The sequence below is a fragment of the Nocardioides gansuensis genome (assembly GCF_003076135.1).
Lineage (GTDB): Bacteria > Actinomycetota > Actinomycetes > Propionibacteriales > Nocardioidaceae > Nocardioides > Nocardioides gansuensis.
Window position 1 is genome coordinate 302,672 of record NZ_QDGZ01000003.1, and the last position, 18,098, is coordinate 320,769.

The following is an 18,098-nucleotide window of genomic DNA, read 5'->3' on the forward strand; positions in this document are numbered from 1 at the left end:
CATGCGGAGTGGCGCAGTTCTGTCGACGTATCAGGAACGGATCTGCGCACTCCTCTCCGGTGACGCATGTCCCTCACTACGCTGACCCGTGGACGACCCGTGCCGGGTCGCGCGGTCGACCAGGAGTTGCCGATGACCAACACCCCAGGCCCTCGCTCCGACGCTCACCAGGACCCGGCGCACGAGCATGCACCGGCCGTCGGGACGGCGAGCCCGGTCGTACCGGTCGCCCCCTCCGCGGCCCGGCGGCTGCGCGCGCGGGCGCTCGACCCCGCGACTGCGGTGGGCGCGACCGCGCCGACGGTCTACGTCGGGGACACCCTCCTGCTCCCCGGCCTGCCGGACCGAACCGCCGCCTCGGCCCTCGATGCGCTCCGCGCGCTCGCCGGGGAGCGCGGGCTCCGCGCGGTCGTGGTCCGGGACGAGGCCCGGGACCGCGCGCTCGCCGAACAGGGCCTTGCCGAGCGCCTCGACGCCGCCACCGCCACGACCGTGCGCTTCGTCGCAGCCGACGGGGGCGAGCCGCCGGACGCACGGCTGCTGCTGGAGGAGGCACGTCGCCGAGACGCGGACAGCTTCCGCGGCGTGGGACTCTCCCACGTCGTGGGCGCTGCCGGCTACCTGCAGGGCGTCGGCTACCTCCAGGGGGTCGGCTACCTGCAGGGCGTGGGCTATCTCCAGGGGGTCGGCTACCTGCAGGGCGTGGGCTATCTCCAGGGCGTGGGCGGTGACGGCCGTGCGCCGGTCGTGTGGTCGGCGCCCTCGCCACGCCGCGCCAGCCAGCCGGACGACCCGTGGGGCAACGGCCCCGTGGTCGCCGTCGTCGACACCGGCCTGGGCCGGCACCCGTGGTTCGACGAGGGTTGCGTGCGCGACCTGCGCGTCGGTGGCTCGCCGGTCGGACTGCGGTTCGCGCCCGCGGACGACCCCGAGGCCTCGGGCGTCACGCTCGACCCGGTCAACGGCGTGCTCGACCCGCTCGCGGGGCACGGCACGTTCATCGCCGGGATCATCCGGCAGCGCTGCCCCGAGGCGACGCTGGTGTCCGTCCCGGTGATGTACGGCGACGGCGCGGCCGACGAGGCCGACCTGGTCGCGGCCCTCGAGGGTCTCCTCGTGCACCACCTCGTGGCCTCGACCGACGACTCAGTCGGTCGCCCCCTCGACGTCGTCTGCCTCTCGATGGGCTACTACCACGAGTCGCCCGGGGCCGTGGTGGCCGAGGAGGCACTGGCCCGGGTGCTGCGCGGCCTGGGGGAGGCCGGGGTGGCCGTGGTGGCCGCGGCCGGCAACGCCGCGGGAGTCGTCGAGTTCTACCCGGCGGCGCTCGCCGCGGCCCCGAGCAGCGGGGTGCCGCTGGTGAGCGTGGGGGCGACGGTCCCGGGTGCGGCGCTGGTGGCGACCTACTCCAACACCGGCCCGTGGGTGCGCGCCTACCGTGAGGGCACCCACGTCGTGAGCACCATGCCCATCACCTTCGACGCGTCGGCGCGCTCCGGCCTGGCCACACCCAACGGCACGCTGCCCGCCCGGGCCACCCCGGACGCCGACGACTACAGCGGCGGCTTCGGCGTCTGGAGCGGTACGTCGTTCGCGGCGCCTGCGCTGGCGGCCCAGATCGCCTGCGCGGTCGGGGCGGGCACGCCACGCGACCCGGGCAAGCGCGTCGACGTGGTGGCCGAGGCTCTGGCCGCAGTCCTCGAGGAGCCGTCATGATGCCGACCGACTCGCCCGCGAGCGGGCTCGCGGACCGGGCCGCCGCCGAGTTCCGTGCCTACCGCGACGGCGAGGACGGCGCCCTGGGCCGGCTCGTGGAGGCGGCGACGCCACTGTTGTGGCACACCGCGCGTGGCCTCGGCCTGGACCAGGCCAGCGCCGAGGACGTCGTCCAGGACACCTGGCTGGCCCTCTACCGCGCCGCCGACCGCATCGACAGTCCCCAGGCAGTCCTCCAGTGGCTGCTGACGACCACCCGCCGGAGGGCCCAGGCCGTCGCCTTCCGGGGGCGCCGGGTCACCGTCACGGACGACACCGGCGCCGCGGTCGGCGACGGACCCGCGGCGATGCCGGGTCCCGAGGACGTCGTGGTGCACTCCGAGGCCGAACAGGTGCTGTGGCGCCACGTGCAGGCGCTCTCCGAGCGCTGCCGGTTCCTGCTCCGCGTCGTCGCGCAGGGGGATCGGCCCGACTACAGCGCGATCGCTGTCGCGCTCGGCATGCCGGTCGGCAGCATCGGCCCGACGCGCGGTCGGTGCCTGGCGAAGCTGCGGGCTGCGCTCGACGCAGACCCGCTGTGGTCGGGGACGAGGTGAGGACGCGATGAGCGAGATGGACGAGAACTCCCTGGCAGCGGCTCCGCTGGACGGCGAGGACGCCCGGGTGCTGCGCATGCTGCGCGAGCTCGACGAGGCGCGCGACCCCGTGCCCGCCGGACTGACCGAGCGGATCGGCTTCGCCCTCACCGTGGCTGCGCTGGAGGCCGAGGTCGCGGAGCTGACCGCCCTCTCGGCCGAGGGCGCGGGTGTCCGAGGCGAGATGGAGGTGGCCAACACCGTCAGCTTCTCCGGAGCCGACCTCACCGCGATGATCACGATCGAGCCTGCGGACGACGGCTCGCGGCGGGTGTCCGGGTGGGCCAGCGCCACGCCCGTGGAGGTGCAGCTGCGCTCGGCCACCGGCGTCCAGGACACCACGACGGACGCCGAGGGGCGCTTCGGCTTCGACCACGTCCGGCCCGGCCTGGTGCACTTGGTGCTGCGCAGGCAGGACATGCCGGGGACACCGCCGCTGATCACGCCGCCCATCGAGATCTAGGAGGGCCGACGCCACCGGTCGAGGACGCAGAGCAGCACCTGGTCCGCGCGAAGGAGCACAACTCTCGCGGCGACTGGGGCGCGGCCGAGCGCGCGCTCCGCCGGGGCCTCGCGGCCCTGGACGGCGGGGCGGACGGTGAGCTGCGGGCCCGGATCCTCGTCACCCGCGCCCTCACCGACGTGCACCTGCACGGCCGCGACCGGGCCGTGGCCACCCTCGCCGAGGCTCGGCGAGAGGCGGCGGCCTGCGGCTCGGCGTACGCGACCGCGCTGGCGGGCGTGCAGGAGGGCACCGTGTGGATGTCCCTGGGGGACTGGCCGCGAGGCCTCGCCGCGCTGAGGGCCGTGCAGCACCTCGACCTCCGGCTGCCGCTGGAGCGACTGGCGGTGCTCCTCAACCGCGGGCTCGCCGAGGTGACCCTGCTCGACCTCGACGCGGGACGTCGCGACCTGCTCGCGGCGCTGCAGCTGTCAGAGGAGCAGGGCTGGCCGGAGATGGTGTTCAAGGCACGCCACAACCTGGGCTGCCTCGAGTACTTCGCCGGCAACCTGCCCGCCGCCATCCGGCTGATGCGCGAGGCCGACGACATGGACGTCGAGGTCGACCGGGTGCGCGCCCGGCACGACCTGGGCCGCGTGCTGCTGGAGGCAGGCCTGGTCGCCCCTGCCGTCCGGCTGCTCGAGGAGGCGGCGCGGACGGCACGTGACCGGCACCAGCGGCTGGACGAGGCGGAGGTGCTGCTCGACCTGGCCCGCGCGCACCTGCTCGCCGGCCGGCTCGAGCAGGCCTCCGGGTCGGCGGGTGCCGCAGCACGGGCGTTCGCCGCCCGCAGTGACCGGTCGCGCGCCGAGCAGGCTCGGCTGGTCCGACAGGCGGTGGACCTGTCGCGTGGTGTCCGCACCCGGGTCCTGCCGGTGGGGGACGAGGCCGCCCGGGACAGCGTCGGCCGGATGGCGCTGCGGCTGCTCGCCGAGGGTCGCCTGGCGCGCGGTGACCTCGCGGCTGCGGAGTCTGCTCTGGCCGAGCTGCCGCGCCGCGGGCGCGACGGCCTGGCCTCGGAGATGCACGAGCGGTTCCTGCGGGCCTGGCTGGCCGACGCCCGCGGTGACTCGCTGGCGCGGAGCCGACACCTCCGGGCGGCCGCCGGCAGGCTCGAGCAGCAGCGAGGCCGCACCCAGAGCCTCGAGGTCAGGGCCGGAGTCTCCGTCCACGGCCGCCGGCTCGCCGAGCTGGACCTCGCCCGCGCCCTCAGGTCCGGGCGGCCGCACGAGCTGTTCGCCAGCGTCGAGCGCTGGCGGGGCGCGGCGCAGCGGGTCCCGCCGGTGACCCCCGACGACGACCCCGAGGTGGCGGCCCTGGTCTCGGAGCTGCGGCTCGTGCGCCACGGGGCCGACTCCGGACAGTCCGGCGACTCGGGCCTCGGCATCGCGGACCGGGTGGCCGGGCTCGAGCAGCGCCTGGAGCGGCTGACCTGGGCTCGCCGCGGCGGCACGGTGCGGAGCGACCGGCTGGCCTCGTACGCCGAGGTGCGGGCCCGGCTGGCCGAGCGCGGCGAGACGCTGGTCGTCTACGTGGCGCACGCCGGCCGCTACCACTGCCTGCTCATGGGCGGGCGCACCTCCGTCATGCGCGAGCTGCCGGCCGGGGACGTCGACGCCCTCGCCGAGCGGCTGCGGCGCGACCTCAGGGCCCAGGCGCTCGCCGGGAACAGCCCCCTCGCCCCGATGCTGCGCCGTGCCGTTGCGGCCTCCGCGCGGGAGCTCGACGCCGTGGTGGGCGCGCCCCTGGCCGATCTGCTGGAGGGTCCGGTGGTGGTCGCGCCGACCCGCCAGCTGGTCTCCGTGCCGTGGCCGATGCTGCCGACGCTCGCCGGGCTGCCGATCACCGTCGTCCCCTCGATCAGCCGGTGGGGCAGGTGGTCGGCCTCGCCGACCTCGCCGGGTGCCGCCGTCACCGTGCTCGCGGGGCCCGGCATCCCCCAGGCGGGGGCGGAGATCGAGCTGGTCGCGGCCGCGTGGCGCGAGGTCGGCACCGCGGTGAGGTGTGACGTGCCCGCGAGCAGCGCTGAGGTGGTGGCCGCCTTCGGACGACCGGGTGTGGTCCACGTCGCCGCGCACGGCGCCCACGAGGAACAGAGCCCCCTGTTCTCGTCGCTGCGGATGGCCGACGGCCCGGTCTTCGCCCACGAGATCGCCGACGTGCGGGCCGCCCACGCGGTCCTCTCCGCGTGTGACGTCGGGCAGTCCCACGTGCGGCCCGGCGACGAGCCGCTCGGCCTCACCGCCGCGCTGCTCGCGCTGGGGGTGTCCTCGGTGGTCGCGGCCGTCGCGCCGCTCCCGGACGCTGCTGCGGCCGAGGCGATGGTGCGCTATCACCGCGGCCTCGCCGCCGGGCAGGGCGCCGCCGCGACGCTCGCCCAGGTGCGCTCGGCCGTGCCGGAGGCAGCGGTGCTGTCGGTCTACGGCGCCGACTGGTCGCGCGGGTAGGCGTGCCGGGGCTTCGGTAGCCTGCGCACCATGTTCGCCGTCTACGCCGAGTCCTTCTGCTCCGACGACCCGCTGTCCGGCCTGGTGGTCGGCGAGCGCCCCGACCCGGAGGTCCCGGACGGGTGGACGACCGTCGAGGTGAAGGCGGCTAGCCTCAACCACCACGACCTGTGGTCGCTTCGCGGCGTGGGGCTCAAGCAGGAGCGGCTCCCGATGATCCTGGGCTGCGACGCTGCCGGCCTCGACGAGGACGGCAACGAGGTGGTCGTCCACGCGGTCGTCTCCGACCCGGCCTGGAGCGGCGACGAGACCCTCGACCCGGGCCGCTCGCTGCTCTCCGAGCGCTTCCAGGGCACCTTCGCCGAGCGGGTGACGGTGCCGAAGGGCAACGTCGTCCCCAAGCCCGCCTCGTTGTCCTTCGAGGAGGCCGCCTGCCTGCCGACGGCCTGGCTGACGGCGTACCGGATGCTGTTCGTCCGGGGCGCGCTGCGGCCCGGGGACACCGTCCTCGTCCAGGGCGCTGGCGGGGGAGTGGCCACCGCGCTGATCACCCTGGCGCGCGCGGCCGGCCTGGTCGTCCTCGCGACCAGCCGCGACGAGGCCAAGCGGGCCAAGGCGCTCGAGCTCGGTGCGCACGAGGTCTACGAGTCCGGCGCGCGGCTCCCGGTCAAGGTCGACGCGGTGATGGAGACGGTCGGCCGGGCGACGTGGTCGCACTCGGTGCGGTCCCTGCGTCCCGGCGGCAAGATCGTCATCTCGGGAACGACGTCGGGCCCCCAGCTCGACGACGCCGAGCTGCCCCGCATCTTCTTCCTCCAGCTCTCGGTCATCGGCTCCACGATGGGCACGCGCGGCGAGCTCGCCTCGCTGCTGAAGCTCCTCGACGCCACCGGAGCGCGCCCGCTCATCGACCGCGTGCTGCCGATGGACCAGGCCCGTGAGGGCTTCTCCGCGATGGCGCAGGGGGACGTCTTCGGCAAGATCGTCTTCACCCGATGATCTCGACTCGGCTCGATCCGAGGAGGCACCTGCTCACCGGTGCCGGCTCCGGCATCGGGCGTGCCCTGGCCGAGCGGCTGCGCGACCGGGGCGATGCACTCGTCCTCGTGCTGCGGGATGCCCGGCGCGTCGACGACCTGCGAGCGGACTTCCCCGACGCCGAGCTCCTGGTCGGCGACCTGGCCGAGCCGGGCACCCTCAACGGGATCGGCAGGCTCGTGGACGGCCCACTGGACACGCTCGTGCATGCGGCGGGCATCGTCGACCTCGGCGCGGTCTCGCGGCTCCGCCTGCACGAGTGGCAGGCCCAGCTCGACGTCAACCTGACCTCGCCCGCCGTGCTCACGCGCGAGCTGCTGCCCCACGTGCGCCAGGCCCGCGGCACGGTGGTCTTCGTCAACTCCGGGGCCGGCCTCAACGCCCACCCCGAGTGGTCGGCGTACGCCGCGTCCAAGCACGGCCTGAAGGCGCTCGCCGACTGCCTGCGCGGCGAGGAGCAGGAGCACGGCGTCCGGGTGACCAGTGTCTATCCCGGCCGCACGGCCAGCCCGATGCAGGAGAGGGTGCACGAGCAGGAGGGCAAGGACTACGACGCCGGTGCGTGGATCCAGCCCGGGACCGTCGCCGAGGCGATCCTCCACGTACTCGACCTGCCTGCCGATGCGACGATCCCCGACCTGAGCGTGCGGCCGGGCCCGCGCTAGCGGGAGCGCCAGTTGACGGCGCCGACCATGAGCATCCGCAGCTGCACCCGTGCCCCTGCCGCGATCCGCTTCGCTGCCTCGGGCTCGGACACGAGCCGCTCGGCGGTCGTCCCCACGAAGGAGACGATCAGGTCGGCGAGCAGGCGGAGGTCGTCGGTGGCGAACCCTTCGGTGCCGGGCAGCCGCGCGAGGTCGGTGGCGAGCTCGCGGGTGGTCAGCGCGATCTCGTGGCCGATCGCCGCCCGGACCCGAGGCGGCCCCGCGACCCGCTCCCTCACAAGGAAGCGGAAGAGCTCCCGGTGCGTGGTGACGTGCTCGACCAGGACCTGGATCGAGGAGTCGATCAGGTCGGCGTAGCCGGGCGCGCCTGTGCGCAGCTCCCGCAGCAGGGCGCGCAACGACGCGAAGCTCTCGTCGACCAGGGCGAGACCGACCTCGTCGACCGACCCGAAGTGGCGGTAGAACGCGGTCGGCACCACCCCGACCTCCTTGGCCACCGCCCGCAGGGAGAGCGCGGCCAGGGTCGACTCGGCCGAGAGCGCCAGGGAGGCGTCGAGGATCGCCCGTCGGGTGCGCTCCTTCTGCTCGGTGCGCGTCAAGGAGGCCTCGGTCACCTGCCCGAGTGTACGGCCCGCCATATTTGAGTGCACATATGTGCATCGAGGTGCGCGACGTCACCCCGGGTCCGCTTGACGAGCGAGCTGACTGCCCCGCAGAGTTGAGTGCACAGACGTTCACTCAACTTGAAAGAAGGTTGAACATGGGCCTCGCCCAGACTCTGCTCCGCTCCCGCGCGGTCGCCGCCTTGGCCACGCCCCACCCGGTCGACCGCTACCTCGAGCTGGTCAACCCGATGTGGGCCGTGCAGGAGGTGCGCGCTGTCGTGACCGGGGTCCGCCGGGAGACCGGGGGCGAGCATCCCGTCACCACGCTGGTGCTGCAGCCGACGCCGACCTGGCGCGGCCACCGCGCCGGCCAGCACGTGCAGGTCGGCGTGGAGCTGCCCGGCATCGCCACCCGGCTGACCCGCGTGTTCACCATCTCGTCCGCGGCCTCCGCGCCCGGCGAGAAGATCACCCTGACGATCCGCGCCCACGACCACCGCGACGGCCGCCCGTCCGTCTCGCGCCACCTCGCGACGGCAGCGGAGCCCGGCACGGTGCTCCATCTCTCCCAGGCGATGGGCGACTTCACCTTGCCGGTCAGCCCGGCCACGCCGGGCATCGACCCGCTCCTCTTCATCACGGGCGGCTCCGGCATCACGCCGGCCATGTCGATGCTGCGCACCCTCCTGCGGGACGGGTACGACGGCCGCGCCGGTCGTCCGGTCATGTTCCTGCACTACGCCCGCTCGGCCGACGACCAGATCTTCGCCGGTGAGCTCGCGGCGATCGCCGCGGCCGACAACGACGTGACCGTGCACCTGCGCCACGGCCACCAGCTCTTCAACGAGCCGGACCTCCGGCGCACCGTCCCCGGCTACCGCGACACCGACACCTGGGTGTGCGGGCCGGGCGGACTGGTCGACCTCGTGCGCGCGGCGTACCCCGACGCCAGCCCCGCCAGAGCAGGGCGCCTGCGGGTGGAGTTCTTCAAGCCGCCGGCCTCGGCCGGCTCCGGCAGCGCCGAGGGTGACGTGACGTTCGCCCGCGCGGGCCGTGCGGCGGCCAACACAGGCGCCTCGCTGCTGGAGCAGGCCGAGGTACTCGGTCTCCGCCCGCCGTCGGGCTGCCGGATGGGCATCTGCTTCTCCTGCACCGCCCGCAAGACCGAGGGCACGGTGCGCAACGTCGTCACGGGCGTCGAGTCCTCGATGCCCGACGAGGACATCCAGATCTGCGTCTCCTCCCCGGTCGGCGACTGCGTCGTCGACCTCTGACCGAAAGGCACCCCGATGACCACCACGCATCCGCACACGCTCAGCCCCGAGCAGCTCGCGACGTTCGGCGAGGAGCTCGACGCCATCCGGCAGCGCGTGCTCGCCGACCTCGGCGCCGCCGACGCCGACTACATCCGGCGCGTCGTCAAGGCCCAGCGGGGGTTCGAGGTGGCCGGCCGTGCGCTCTTCTACGTGCCCCCGGCCTGGCCGCTGGCCGTCGCCGCCCTGAGCGTCTCCAAGATCCTGGACAACATGGAGATCGGCCACAACGTCATGCATGGCCAGTACGACTGGATGGGCGACCCCGGGCTGAACTCCCGGATGTTCGAGTGGGACACGATGGCGCCCAGCGAGAACTGGAAGTACGGCCACAACTACGTCCACCACACCTACACCAACATCGTCGGCAAGGACCGTGACATCGGCTACGGCATCCTGCGGATGGACGAGGACCAGGAGTGGCACCCCTACTACCTGGGCAACCCGCTCTACGCGTTCCTGCTGATGACCTTCTTCGAGTGGGGCGTCGCGCTGCACGACCTCGAGGTCGACGAGCTGGTTGCCGGCCGGCGCACCTGGGCGGAGAACCGGCAGATCGCCGCGCGCATCTGGCGCAAGGTCCGCAAGCAGACGTTCAAGGACTACGTGCTCTTCCCGGCGCTGACCGGCCCGCTGTTCCCGCTGACCTTCGCCGGCAACGTGGTGGCCAACCTGGTGCGCAACGTGTGGGCCTTCAACATCATCTTCTGCGGCCACTTCCCGTCCGGCGTCGCGACCTTCTCCATGGAGGAGTGCGAGGACGAGACGCGCGGCCACTGGTACTACCGCCAGCTGCTCGGGTCGGCCAACATCACGGGCAGCAGGCTGATGCACGTGATGAGCGGCAACCTCTCGCACCAGATCGAGCACCACCTCTTCCCGGACCTGCCGGCCCGTCGCTATCCGGAGATAGCCGAGGAGGTGCGCGAGATCTGCGAGCGCTACGACCTGCCCTACAACCAGGGCCCGCTGCACAAGCAGCTCGCCAGCGTCGCGGGCAAGATCTTCCGGATGGCATTGCCGCCGCGCAGGAAGACGGCCGAGCCGGTCGCACCGCTCGCCGAGACGCCGGCCGCGGCCTGACAACCGGTGGGAGAGACTGCACCCATGAGCAGGCTCAGCAAGGGTGAGATCACCAAGGACGCGGTGCAGGACGCCGTGACCGCCGCGGTCCACACGGTCGGCGAGGTCACCGGCATCGTCACCAACGCCGTCAAGGACGTCGTCGGGGCCGTCGGCGGCCTGGCCTCCGAGGTCTTCGAGATCCGCGAGGCGGCCCGCAAGGCCGCCCACGACGAGGCCGACGGGTAGGACCCGGGAGACGCAGAGGGGCCGCTCGCCGACCAGGCCAGCGGCCTCTCTGCGCATGCCGAACTGGTGAGGTCAGGCGGGGAGGTCAGTCCTCCGGGTCGTCGAGCCGGGCCAGCCAGGTGGCCAGCCGCTCGACGGCCGTCTCGAACTCCGGGTGGGAGTCCACGAAGGCCTGCATCTGGTCGGCGACCCAGGCCAGGGTGACCTCCTCGTCACCCCGCCGCCGCTCCAGCTCCTCGATGCCGCGATCGGTGAAGTACATCGGCCTCAGTAGTCGCTGTCGCCGAACGTCGTGGCTGGCCCGAAGGCCACGTCGAGCAGCGCCTTCTGCTCCTCCGTGTGGCGCTTCACGGTGCCCACGGACGGGGATGCGGAGGCAGGACGGGTGACCGGCTGCACGTCCACGTCGAGCTCCGGCCAGACGTTGAGGCTGTAGAACGGCCACGGGCCCATGTTGAACGGCTCGTCCTGCACCCAGCGCACGGCCTTGAGGTTGGGGTACTTCGCCAGCTCGGCGCGGATCTCGTCGACCGGCTGCGGGTAGAGCTGCTCCACCCGGCCGATCGCGAAGGTCTCCCCGTTGTCCCGCTTGGCCCGCTCGACGTGCAGGTCCCAGGTGACGCGGCCCGAGCAGAGCAGCAGCGTCTCGACCTTGGCCGGGTCGGCCGTGGCGTCCCCGATGAACGGGCGGAACGTCGTGTCGCCGGTGAAGTCGCTCGGCTGGGAGGCGGCCTCCTTGCGCTTGAGCATCGACTTCGGGGTGAACACGATCAGCGGGCGGTGCTCCTCGCCGAGCGAGTGACGGCGCAGCAGGTGGAAGTACGACGCGGGGGTCGAGGGCTGCGCGACCGTCATCGTCTCCTCGGCGCACATCGTCAGGAAGCGCTCGATGCGGGCCGACGAGTGGTCGGGGCCCTGGCCCTCGTAGCCGTGGGGGAGCAGCAGGACCACGCCCGACTGCTGGCGCCACTTGGTCTCGCCGGAGGAGATGAACTCGTCGATCACGGTCTGGGCGCCGTTGACGAAGTCGCCGAACTGCGCCTCCCAGAGGACCAGCGCCTCGGGGCGCGCCACGGAGTAGCCGTACTCGAAGCCCAGGGCGGCGTACTCCGAGAGCAGCGAGTCGTAGACGTAGAACTTCGCCTGGTCCTCGGTGAGATTGGTCAGCGGCGTCCACTCGTCCGCGTTGGTGCGGTCGATGATCGTCGCGAACCGCTGCACGAACGTGCCACGGCGCGAGTCCTGGCCGGCCAGGCGCACCGGGCGGCCGTCCATGAGCAGCGAGCCGAACGCGAGGATCTCGCCGGTGCCCCAGTCGATGGGTCCCTCGGTGATCGCCGCCGCACGCCGCTGCAGTTGCGGCATCACCTTCGGGTGGACGGTGAAGCCGTCCGGCGGCGTGGTGTAGGCGTCGGCGATCCGCTTCATGACCTCCGGCGTGACCGCCGTACGGGCCTCGCCCGCGGGCTTGTCGGGGTAGTCCGGGACGGTGGTCCAGTCCGACGGCTGGCTGTTGGCCTCGCGCACCTCGGTGAAGACCCGCTCGAGCTGCTTCTGATAGTCGTTGAGGACCTGCTCGGCCTCCTCGATCGTGATGTCACCGCGGCCGATGAGGGACTCGGTGTAGAGCTTGCGCACCGAGCGCTTCTGCTCGATCAGGTCGTACATGAGCGGCTGGGTGTACGACGGGTCGTCGCCCTCGTTGTGGCCCCGACGGCGGTAGCACACCAGGTCGATGACGACGTCCTTGTTGAAGGCCTGGCGGTATTCGAACGCGAGCCGGGCCACCCGGATGCAGGCCTCGGGGTCGTCGCCGTTGACGTGGAAGATCGGCGCCTGGACCATCCGGGCCACGTCTGTGCAGTAGAGCGAGGAGCGCGACGAGCCGGGGGAGGTGGTGAAGCCGACCTGGTTGTTGACCACCACGTGGATGGTGCCGCCCGTGCGGTAGCCGCGGAGCTGGGAGAGGTTGAGCGTCTCCGCGACGACGCCCTGGCCGGCGAAGGCCGCGTCACCGTGCACCAGCAAGGGCAGGACCGGGAACAGATCGCTCCGGTCGAGCACGTCCTGCTTGGCGCGGGCGATGCCCTCCAGGACCGGGTCGACCGCCTCGAGGTGCGAGGGGTTGGCCGCGACCGAGACCTTGATCTTCTCTCCCGAGCCGGCGACGAACTCGCCCTCGGCGCCGAGGTGGTACTTCACGTCGCCGGAGCCCTGGACCGTGCGCGGGTCGATGTTGCCCTCGAACTCGCGGAAGATCTGGCTGTACTTCTTGCCGACGATGTTGGCCAGCACGTTGAGGCGGCCGCGGTGGGCCATGCCGATGCAGACCTCGTCGAGCCCGGACTGGGCGGCGGCCTCGCAGATCTCGTCGATCACGGGGATGGTGGTCTCGCCGCCCTCGAGGCTGAAGCGCTTCTGGCCGACGAACTTGGTCTGGAGGAAGGTCTCGAAGGCCTCCGCCTGGTTGAGCTTGAGCAGGATGCGCAGCTGCTCCTCGCGCGACTCCTTGTCGTACGGCTTCTCGACCCGCTCCTGGATCCACCGCCGCTGCTCGGGGTCCATGATGTGCATGTACTCGATGCCGGTGGTGCGGCAGTAGGAGTCGCGCAGGATGCCGAGGATGTGGCGCAGCTTCATGAAGCGCCGGCCCTCGCCGCCGAACGAGCCGGTGGCGAACTCGCGGTCGAGGTCCCACAGGGTCAGCCCGTGCGACTCCACCTCGAGGTCGGGGTGGCTGCGCTGGCGGTATTCGAGCGGGTCGGTGTCGGCCATCATGTGGCCGCGCACGCGGTAGGCGTGGATCAGCTCGAGGATGCGGGCCTGCTTGCTGATGTCCTCGTCGTGCGTGGTCGCGATGTCCTGGGCCCAGCGGATGGGCTCGTAGGGGATGCGCAGCGACCGGAAGATCTCGTCGTAGAACCCGTCCTCGCCGAGGAGCAGGCTGTGCACCCGGCGCAGGAACTCGCCCGACTGGGCGCCCTGGATGACGCGGTGGTCGTAGGTCGAGGTGATCGTCATGATCCGGCTCACCGCGTTGCGGGTCAGCGTCTCCTCCGACGCGCCCTGGAACTCCGGCGGGTAGTCCATCGAGCCGACGCCGATGATGGCGGCCTGGCCGGCCATCAGGCGGGGCACCGAGTTGTTGGTGCCGAGGCCGCCGACGTTCGTGAGGCTGACCGTCGTGCCGGTGTAGTCCTCCATCGTCAGCTTGTTGTCGCGGGCCTTGCGGATGATCTCCTCGTAGGCGGTCCAGAACCCGGCGAAGTCCAGGGCCTCGCAGCCCTTGATGGACGGCGCGACGAGCTGGCGGGTGCCGTCGGGCCTCTGCTGGTCGATCGCGAGGCCGAGGTTGATGTGGGCCGGCGTGACCATGGTCGGCTTGCCGTCGATCTCACCGTAGGAGTTGTTCATCTCCGGCATCGACTTGATCGCCTTGACGAGCGCGTAGCCGATGATGTGGGTGAAGGAGACCTTGCCGCCGCGGGCGCGCTTGAGGTGGTTGTTGATGACCGTGCGGTTGTCCCAGAGCAGCTTCACCGGCACGTTGCGCACGGAGGTCGCGGTCGGCACCGACAGCGAGACGTCCATGTTCTTCGCCGTCGCGGCGGCGATGCCACGCAGGGTCGTGTACGTCGGCTCGTCGGTCGCCGCGGCAGGTGCACTCGGCTTCGGGTCACGCGGCGCCGGGCTCGTCGTGCCCTTCGCCGGCTCGGCAGCCTTGGCCTCCGGGCGGGGCTTGGCGACGGGCGCGGGCGCGGCGGGCGGGGCCGGTGTAGGGGCTGGAGTGGGGGCTGGAGCGGGAGCGGCCTGAGCAGCCGGGGCAGGGGCGGCGGCCGGAGCGGAGGTGGCGGCCGGGGCGGAGGTGGCGGCCGGGGCCGGAGCTGCGGCGATGCCGTTGCCGGCATTGCCGTCGAAGTAGGCGCGCCACTCCGGGCTCACCGACCCGGGATCCGCGTCGTAGGCCTCCCTCATCTCCTCCACGAGCCACTCGTTGGCTCCCATGTCGGCGGATGGTGTGGTGGGGGAGCTGCCGGGCTGGCCGGCGGGGGACTGCGACACGGCTGGGTTCGCCTCTTCCGGGTGTCTGGTCACGTGCGGAGGATCGGCGCCAAGGCTAGTCCCACACGCCCACAAATGCAGGGGTGGGCCCGCGCTTTGGTGCACTGTGTGCCCAGCGCCACAGCACCACCTCGTCTGGAGACCTGATGAATACCCCCGTCCGGGCCCCGTCCCGGCTCCTCGCACCGCTCCTCTCCGTCCTCGTCGCCGTCGCCCTCGTCCTGTCCGGCTGCACCGGGGACGGCGCCGGCGAGCGGCCGCGGAAGGCCGCGCCCGCCCGCCATGGCAGCCCCGCCGTCACCTCGGACGCCCCCGATGAGCTCCGCACCCGCTCCGACGTCGGACGCGTCGTCGGCAAGCTGCCCGGTCCGCGTCGCCGTGCCGTGCGCCGCCAGGTCACCCGCGTGGTCGACCAGTGGTGGGAGGCCGCCTTCCTCGATGGCGACTACCCGCGCGCGGGGTTCCCGGCCGCCTTCCCCGGCTTCACGAAGGGGGCCGAGCGCCAGGCGCGTCGTGACAAGGAGCTGATGTCCAACGCGGCGCTCGGGCCCAGGGTGGACTCGGTCCGGGCCACCCGCCGCCGGGTGCTCGTCGACCTGCTCGCCGTCCGCCACACCGTGCGCGCGGCCACGGCCCGATTCCTCCTCGCCTTCCGCACCACCGGCAAGCGCGCCGGTCGGGTCGAGGTGCGCGGCCGGCTCTTCTTCACCCGCACGCCGCGCGGCTGGCGGGTCTTCGGCTACGACGTCTCGAAGGGGGTCCGCGCATGAGGATCCAGCGCCGCACCCGACTCGCCCGCCGCCTCCGCGGCACCGCGCTCGCGGCCGTGCTCGGCCTCTCCGCGATCGTCGTACCAGACGCGGCCGTGCATCCCACCGACGTCGCCCTGGCGCGGATCCGGCACGCCGAGGCCGTCGACGTCACGCCCCGCGTCATCTGGATCCTCGCGGTGGGCTCCGACGCCCGCCCGGGGCAGGACATGCTCCGCAGCCGCGGTGACGCGCTCCAGCTGGTCGGCATCAACACCCGCACGCACGCAGCGGTGGCCCTCGGCGTCCCGCGCGACTCGTGGGTGCCGATCCCGGGCTACGGCATGGAGAAGATCAACGCGGCGCTCTACTTCGGCGGCCCGCGGACCATGGCGGCCGCGATGCGCGACCTCACGGGCATCGGCGCCGACTACGTCATGGTGACCCGCTTCCCGTTCTTCGAGGACATGGTCGACTCGATCGGCGGCATCGACGTCGTCAACCCGCGCCGCTTCTGGGACCCAGACCTCAAGAAGGAGGGGTTCCGGGCGGGCCGCATCCACCTGGGCGGGTACGACGCGATGGCGTTCTCCCGGATCCGCAAGTCGCTGCCCGGGGGAGACTTCGACCGGTCGGCCAACCAGCAGCGCATTCTCCGCGGCATCCACGCGCGGATCCGCGCGCAGGCCGACCGGCCAGGCTTCGTCGAGCGCGGGGTGATGGCCGTGCTGCGGCGCACCGCCACCGATGCGAGCCCCGCAGAGCTGTTCGCCATCGCGCAGGCCGTGGCCCAGGTCGAGCCCCGTCGCATCACCACCTGCGTGATCCGGGGCCGGATCGGGTCGGTCGGCGCGCAGAGCGTGGTCTTCCCGGACCGGGCACAGGCGCGCCGCCTCGGGGCGGCAGCCCGGCAGGACGCGACGCTCCGCGGCTGCTGACGCCCGGCTGGTCGATGCGGCTGCTGACGCCCGGCTGGTCGAGCGGAGTCGAGACCCGCACGCGCCGGGACGGACCCCATGCCCGTCCCGGCGCTGCTCGATCGTAGACGCCGGGACCGACAGCGGGCCCTCGTCCGTCCGCTGTCAGCGGGGGTAGATGTCACGCATCGTGACGCTGCGGGTCTCCGTCGCGGCTTGACCGAGGGCACCCGGAAGCCGTGGAGAGTGAAGTGGCGGCGCTCCATGAGCACCGCCACGTCATCGTGATGAACTGGGCGCCCCCGGCAGGATTCGAACCTGCGGCACCTGGTACCGGAAACCAGTGCTCTATCCCCTGAGCTACGGAGGCCTGCGCCACAACAGGCGCGATGCGGAAGACTACCGGGCGATATCGGTGCGAGGGAAACCGGTCGGCGCCGATAGGCTGACGCGGTGACTCCAGAGCAGCTCTACACAGCCCTCGTCGACGTGCTCGAGGCCCTCGTGGCCGACGGCGCGATCACGCTGCCCGATGGCGTGCCGACCGAGGTGACCGTGGAGCGTCCGCGCCAGAAGGGGCACGGCGACTACGCCACCAACGTCGCACTGCAGCTGGCGAAGGGTGCGGGCCTGCCGCCCCGCGACCTCGCCACCCTCGTCGCCCAGCGGCTCGAGGCCGTCGGCGGCATCGAGGCGGTCGAGGTCGCCGGACCGGGCTTCCTCAACATCACCGTCGAGGCAGGTGCCCAGGGCCAGGTCGCGGCCGACATCGTCGCGACGGGCGCGGCGTACGGCGTCACCGACACCCTGCACGGTGAGCGCATCAACATCGAGTTCATCTCCGCCAACCCGACCGGACCGCTGCATCTCGGCCACACCCGGTGGGCGGTCGTGGGCGACGCGATCGCGCGGGTGCTCGAGGCGGCGGGGGCAGACGTGACGCGGGAGTTCTACATCAACGACCGCGGCACCCAGATGGACCTCTTCGGTGCCTCCGTGGAGGCGGCCGCCCTCGGTCAGCCGATCCCGGCGGACGGCTACCAGGGCGCCTACATCCACGACCTGGCCGCGCGCGTCGTCGATGCCGACCCGGGCATCACGGCGCTCCCCGAGGGGGAGCGCCACGTGGCGTTCCGCGAGGCGGCGTACGCCGCGCAGCTGGCCGAGCAGCGCGAGCAGCTCGCGCTCTTCCAGACCCACTTCGACGTGTGGTTCTCAGAGCGGACCCTGCACGGGTCCGAGGACGACACCCAGTCCGGCGTCGCGGCCCAGCTCGAGAAGCTGCGCGACCAGGGCCACCTCTTCGACGAGGACGGCGCGCTCTGGATGCGCACCACCGACTTCGGCGACGACAAGGACCGGGTGCTCATCCGCTCCAACGGCCACCTCACCTACTTCGCGAGCGACACCGCCTACTACGTCAACAAGCGCCAGCGTGGCTTCGACCGGTGCATCTATCTCCTGGGCGCCGACCACCACGGCTACGTCGGCCGGCTCAAGGCGATGGCGGCCTGCGCCGGGGACGACCCGGAGAGCCACATCGAGGTGCTCATCGGCCAGCTGGTGAAGATCCTCAAGGACGGCGAGGAGCTGCGGCTGTCCAAGCGCGCCGGGACGATGGTCACGCTCGACGAGCTCGTCGAGCTGATCGGCGTCGACCCGCTTCGCTACACGCTGGCGCGCTATCCGGCCGACTCGCCGCTGACGCTCGACGTCGCCGAGATGACCAAGCAGTCCGCCGACAACCCGGTCTTCTACGTCCAGTACGCCCACGCCCGGATCAGCTCGATCCTGCGCAACGCGGTCGCCCTGGGACTCGAGCCGGCCAAGGGCGAGGACTTCGACCCAGGCCTCCTGACGCACGAGAAGGAGGGGGTGCTGCTGCGTGCGCTCGCCGAGTTCCCGCGCGTGGTCGCGAGCGCCGCGGAGCTCCGTGAGCCGCACCGGGTCGCCCGCTACCTCGAGGACACCGCCGGCATCTACCACCGCTTCTACGACAACTGCCGGGTGCTGCCGATGGGCGACGAGGAGCCGAGCGACCTGCACCGGGCTCGCCTCCTGCTCGTCGCCGCTACCCGCACGGTGCTGGCCAACGGCCTCGCGCTGCTGGGTGTCTCCGCTCCCGAGCGGATGTGAGG

General features: G+C 72.6%; 16 protein-coding genes and 1 tRNA gene. 12 read left to right on the forward strand and 5 right to left on the reverse strand.

Annotation, left to right across the window (positions count from 1 at the left end):
• Positions 1-132 precede the first annotated feature (132 nt).
• The 3 genes from DDE18_RS08450 to DDE18_RS08460 are packed head-to-tail and all read left to right on the forward strand — an operon-like array spanning position 133 to position 2,814.
• Positions 133-1,716, forward strand: a complete 1,584-nt coding sequence (locus DDE18_RS08450) for a S8 family serine peptidase (protein ID WP_165821088.1) — start codon at positions 133-135, stop codon at positions 1,714-1,716.
• Positions 1,713-2,312: an RNA polymerase sigma factor gene (locus DDE18_RS08455; RefSeq protein ID WP_245916520.1), complete on the forward strand. Its 600-nt coding sequence runs from the start codon at positions 1,713-1,715 to the stop codon at positions 2,310-2,312. Before DDE18_RS08450 ends, DDE18_RS08455 begins: the two co-directional genes overlap by 4 nt.
• A gap of 7 nt (positions 2,313-2,319) precedes the next feature.
• The gene (locus DDE18_RS08460) at positions 2,320-2,814 is read left to right on the forward strand and encodes a carboxypeptidase regulatory-like domain-containing protein (RefSeq protein ID WP_116571795.1); all 495 of its coding nucleotides are present in this window, start codon (positions 2,320-2,322) and stop codon (positions 2,812-2,814) included.
• On the opposite strand, the gene DDE18_RS08465 is transcribed toward DDE18_RS08460, so the two are convergent.
• Complete coding sequence (locus tag DDE18_RS08465) at positions 2,811-3,005, reverse strand: hypothetical protein (RefSeq protein ID WP_133241193.1); 195 nt, start codon at positions 3,003-3,005, stop codon at positions 2,811-2,813. The genes DDE18_RS08460 and DDE18_RS08465 overlap by 4 nt on opposite strands.
• On the opposite strand from DDE18_RS08465, the gene DDE18_RS23980 reads away from it, so the two are divergent.
• Genes DDE18_RS23980 through DDE18_RS08480 form a run of 3 tightly spaced genes read left to right on the forward strand, consistent with a single transcriptional unit; the run spans position 2,994 to position 7,003 of the window.
• Complete coding sequence (locus DDE18_RS23980) at positions 2,994-5,300, forward strand: CHAT domain-containing protein (RefSeq protein WP_116571797.1); 2,307 nt, start codon at positions 2,994-2,996, stop codon at positions 5,298-5,300. The genes DDE18_RS08465 and DDE18_RS23980 overlap by 12 nt on opposite strands.
• A gap of 30 nt (positions 5,301-5,330) precedes the next feature.
• A complete protein-coding gene (locus tag DDE18_RS08475) occupies positions 5,331-6,299 on the forward strand; it encodes a zinc-binding dehydrogenase (RefSeq protein ID WP_116571798.1) in 969 nt (322 codons plus the stop codon).
• On the forward strand, positions 6,296-7,003 hold the full coding sequence (locus DDE18_RS08480) for an SDR family oxidoreductase (protein WP_116571799.1): 708 nt from the start codon (positions 6,296-6,298) through the stop codon (positions 7,001-7,003). The genes DDE18_RS08475 and DDE18_RS08480 overlap by 4 nt, the downstream gene beginning before the upstream one ends.
• Here the strand turns inward: DDE18_RS08480 and DDE18_RS08485 are convergent.
• A complete protein-coding gene (locus tag DDE18_RS08485) occupies positions 7,000-7,617 on the reverse strand; it encodes a TetR family transcriptional regulator (protein WP_245916522.1) in 618 nt (205 codons plus the stop codon). The genes DDE18_RS08480 and DDE18_RS08485 overlap by 4 nt on opposite strands.
• Before the next feature lie 146 nt (positions 7,618-7,763).
• On the opposite strand from DDE18_RS08485, the gene DDE18_RS08490 reads away from it, so the two are divergent.
• From DDE18_RS08490 to DDE18_RS08500, 3 genes are read left to right on the forward strand one after another with little or no spacing between them, the layout of a single operon-like run.
• Complete coding sequence (locus DDE18_RS08490; protein WP_116571801.1) at positions 7,764-8,882, forward strand: flavin reductase family protein; 1,119 nt, start codon at positions 7,764-7,766, stop codon at positions 8,880-8,882.
• A gap of 15 nt (positions 8,883-8,897) precedes the next feature.
• Positions 8,898-10,004: a fatty acid desaturase family protein gene (locus DDE18_RS08495; RefSeq protein WP_116571802.1), complete on the forward strand. Its 1,107-nt coding sequence runs from the start codon at positions 8,898-8,900 to the stop codon at positions 10,002-10,004.
• A gap of 24 nt (positions 10,005-10,028) precedes the next feature.
• Positions 10,029-10,232: a hypothetical protein gene (locus tag DDE18_RS08500; protein WP_116571803.1), complete on the forward strand. Its 204-nt coding sequence runs from the start codon at positions 10,029-10,031 to the stop codon at positions 10,230-10,232.
• Positions 10,233-10,317: 85 nt separating this feature from the next.
• On the opposite strand, the gene DDE18_RS22915 is transcribed toward DDE18_RS08500, so the two are convergent.
• Complete coding sequence (locus DDE18_RS22915) at positions 10,318-10,494, reverse strand: DUF6104 family protein (protein ID WP_165821089.1); 177 nt, start codon at positions 10,492-10,494, stop codon at positions 10,318-10,320.
• Positions 10,495-10,499: 5 nt separating this feature from the next.
• The gene (locus DDE18_RS08505; protein WP_281258363.1) at positions 10,500-14,294 is read right to left on the reverse strand and encodes a multifunctional oxoglutarate decarboxylase/oxoglutarate dehydrogenase thiamine pyrophosphate-binding subunit/dihydrolipoyllysine-residue succinyltransferase subunit; all 3,795 of its coding nucleotides are present in this window, start codon (positions 14,292-14,294) and stop codon (positions 10,500-10,502) included.
• Positions 14,295-14,440: 146 nt separating this feature from the next.
• Here DDE18_RS08505 and DDE18_RS08510 point away from each other — a divergent pair, with 146 nt between their 5' ends.
• Together DDE18_RS08510 and DDE18_RS08515 are read left to right on the forward strand one after the other, a co-directional pair.
• Positions 14,441-15,064 (forward strand): hypothetical protein, encoded by a 624-nt coding sequence (locus DDE18_RS08510; protein WP_116571805.1) that lies wholly within the window; start codon positions 14,441-14,443, stop codon positions 15,062-15,064.
• On the forward strand, positions 15,061-15,981 hold the full coding sequence (locus tag DDE18_RS08515) for an LCP family protein (RefSeq protein WP_116571806.1): 921 nt from the start codon (positions 15,061-15,063) through the stop codon (positions 15,979-15,981). Before DDE18_RS08510 ends, DDE18_RS08515 begins: the two co-directional genes overlap by 4 nt.
• A 276-nt stretch (positions 15,982-16,257) precedes the next feature.
• On the opposite strand, the gene DDE18_RS08520 is transcribed toward DDE18_RS08515, so the two are convergent.
• Positions 16,258-16,330 (reverse strand) — tRNA-Arg (locus tag DDE18_RS08520).
• A gap of 83 nt (positions 16,331-16,413) precedes the next feature.
• Here DDE18_RS08520 and argS point away from each other — a divergent pair.
• Positions 16,414-18,096, forward strand: coding sequence for an arginine--tRNA ligase (gene argS, locus DDE18_RS08525; protein ID WP_116571807.1), 1,683 nt, complete (start codon positions 16,414-16,416; stop codon positions 18,094-18,096).
• The last annotated feature ends 2 nt before the right edge of the window (positions 18,097-18,098 follow it).